Annotated in this window: 3 protein-coding genes and 1 pseudogene; 1 reads left to right on the top strand and 3 read right to left on the bottom strand. The window is 70.4% G+C overall.

Going from position 1 to position 2,561, the window contains the following annotated elements; all coding sequences use genetic code 11:
• Positions 1 to 97: 97 nt before the first annotated feature.
• Positions 98 to 736, top strand: a pseudogene (locus FV228_RS26625) (SDR family oxidoreductase); the annotation flags it as partial.
• A gap of 82 nt (positions 737 to 818) precedes the next feature.
• Here the strand turns inward: FV228_RS26625 and FV228_RS26620 are convergent.
• The 3 genes from FV228_RS26620 to FV228_RS26610 all read right to left on the bottom strand — a co-directional run bounded on the left by FV228_RS26620 (position 819) and on the right by FV228_RS26610 (position 2,432).
• Positions 819 to 1,016 carry a hypothetical protein gene (locus FV228_RS26620; RefSeq protein WP_007563351.1) on the bottom strand — a complete coding sequence of 66 codons (198 nt, stop codon included), beginning with the start codon at positions 1,014 to 1,016 and terminating at the stop codon, positions 819 to 821.
• A gap of 185 nt (positions 1,017 to 1,201) precedes the next feature.
• Positions 1,202 to 1,849, bottom strand: a complete 648-nt coding sequence (locus FV228_RS26615) for an isochorismatase family cysteine hydrolase (RefSeq protein ID WP_246694041.1) — start codon at positions 1,847 to 1,849, stop codon at positions 1,202 to 1,204.
• A 73-nt stretch (positions 1,850 to 1,922) separates the two neighbouring features.
• Positions 1,923 to 2,432, bottom strand: a complete 510-nt coding sequence (locus FV228_RS26610) for a ferritin-like domain-containing protein (protein ID WP_147857270.1) — start codon at positions 2,430 to 2,432, stop codon at positions 1,923 to 1,925.
• Positions 2,433 to 2,561: the final 129 nt, after the last annotated feature.

Raw genomic sequence — 2,561 nt, 5'->3', positions numbered from 1 at the left:
CCCCCCCCCCCCCCCCCCCCCCCCCCCCTTTTATTTACCCACCCCACCCCGCCACCCGCGCTCCAGCGTAGTCTCGGGGGCTCGGAGTTGTGAATATGAGACACCCGCGCGGGGCGAGGGGGCCGGCCGCCGCGCCCTGGTGCTGCAACTCGACGTCGGCGACGCCGCCGCGGTGAACGCCGCCTACGACCGCGTCGGCAGCGAGCTGGGCGGCCTCGACATCCTGGTGGCCAATGCCGGCCAGGCGATGAGCGGCATGCCGGTCGCCGAGATGGACGACGCGGTGCTGGAGCGGATCCTGCGGGTGAACCTGATGGGGCCGCTGTTCTGCGCGCGCCCGTTCATCGGGATGCGCCGGGCGCAGGGCGGCGGCGGCAAGATCGTGTTCGTGTCCTCGGTGGCCCAGCACCTGCCGACCCCCGAGAGCGCCCCCTACGGCATGTCGAAGGCGGGGCTCGGCTCCCTGTGCCGGAGCCTGTCGCGGGAACTCGCGGAGGACCGGATCAACGTCAACAACGTCGCCCCCGGCCTGATCGAGACGCCGATGACCGCCGACCGCTTCGAGAAGACCGCGGTGCTCGACCAGTCCCTGGAGCGGATCCCGTGGCACCGGGCTGGCCAACCCGAAGAAATCGCCCGGGCGATCCTCTACCTCGCATCGGGGGCCGCCGATTACGTCACCGGCCACACGCTCGTGGTGGATGGCGGCCTCACGATGCAGTGGGGCGGAGCCTGAAACGCCGAAGGGCGCCGGGTTTCCACCCGGCGCCCTCCACGGACGCTGATCGTTGCGCGCGGTCCGCTTCGTCCGGGCAGCCTTACGACCCGAACTGCGAGCCGAGCTGCTCCAGGTACTCGGCGAGGTCGAGACCGCCGACCCGCTTGCCGTAATCGAAGCGCATGCCCTGACGGATGTCGACGCTGGCATCGCGCGTGGTCAGGGTGAACGGCCGGACGCACACCCAGGCCCCGTCGCGGCGGTGCTCGAAGTACCCGAGGATCTCGTGCTTGGCCATGTCCTTCCCTCCGGAATAGTGTTCGAGGACATAACGGTGACGCTGCCGTTCGGTTCGACGGTCGCGACTGTTTTTCGCGCGTGATCCAGCACACATCGAGTGTTCGTGATCCGGAACACCGCGGATCCCGCGCGGGCTATCGCGCCAGAGCTTGACTATAACAGTTCAAGACGGCCGGACGCGGCTCACGGCCAGCGCTCCAGGATCGCGTCGGTCGTCAGGGTCAGGACCTGGTGGCCGTAGCGCATCCGGTACATCACCATCAGGGCGTCGTGGGCCTCGTCGCAGGAGCTGCACAGGCCGTCCGTGGCGAGCACGATGCGGTAGCCGAAATCGACGCCGCCCAGCACCGCCGCCAGCACGCAGACATCGGTTTCCGCACCGGTGACGACCAGGGTGTCCACGCCCCGCGCCTGGAGGCGTGCGTCGAGGTCCGTTTCCAGCCAGGGCGAGTAGACGGTCTTGTCGATCACCTCCGCGGGCGGGACGAGGCGGGCCAGGTCGGGGACCAGCTCGATCAGGCCGGGATCGAGCGCGGCCCGCGTCATGCCGGACCACCGGGCCGAATAGGTCGCCCACGTGCCCCGCCCCTCGCCGGGGCGGGCCGCCGGGATGAAGCGGGTGAACACGGTCCGGTCCGGGTGGGCCTCGGCGAGGCGGCGCACCTGCGGCAGGACGCGCGGCATCCACGGGGTCTGCCAATCCGTCGGCTCGGCGAACATGCGCTGCATGTCCACGCAGAGGTGCACGCAGAACCGGCCCAGGGGCTCGCCCGCGGATCCGCCATCGGCCCGTGCCCGGGAGGGCGGCGCGCGCGTCGTCTCGGTTTCCATGCCCGCGCGTTTCATGCATCGGTGGTTGCGCGTCTGCGGCCGGCCCCTGCGAGGCCGGCCGCGGTCCGGATTGTCAGCGGTCGGCCTTCTCGCCGGCCGTGGTCAGCGCGAGGTAGCGCTCGGTGGTCGGCTTGATCAGCGACCGCACCGCCTCGGCCATGCCCTGCTCCTCCTTCAGCGATTGCTCGAAGCCGGTCCGATGCGCCTGCTGGCCGGCCGCATCGGCGATCGTCAGCAGCGACTCGTAGGCCGCGATCTCGAAGTTCTCGAAGGCGTGGTTGGCGTAGGTGTTCTTCAGGATCTCGTCCTGGGCCGGCGTGTGGCCGAGCGCCATCATGTTGCCGACGAAGCCCAGGAACCCCTCCTTGAGCGCCGAGGGGCTGTCGCCGAGGCTCTGCAGCGCCTCCTCCAGGCGCTGGCGCTGGCCGTGCGTCTCCTCGATGTGCCGGCGCAGGGCCTGCTCCATCTCCGGGTAGCGCTCCAGGCGCTCGACCTGCCGCTCCATGATCTGCAGGGCCTGCATCTCGACGGCGTGGGTGTTCTTCAGGGCCGTGACGTAGATCGAACGTGTATCGAGGGTCATGCGGGTGTCTCGCGATGGAGGCTGGATCGTGCTGATCCGTTCATCCGGGCAACCCCGGTCCCGCATGGCCAAGTTCCGGCCGGGAAGGTCGCACGCTGCGCCCGCTCCGGCCGGGCCGCGGGCGCAGCG

The organism is Methylobacterium sp. WL18 (assembly GCF_008040015.1).
Taxonomy (GTDB): domain Bacteria; phylum Pseudomonadota; class Alphaproteobacteria; order Rhizobiales; family Beijerinckiaceae; genus Methylobacterium; species Methylobacterium mesophilicum.
The sequence above is the reverse complement of the archived record's forward strand: the minus strand, read 5'-3'. Positions and strand labels throughout refer to the sequence as shown.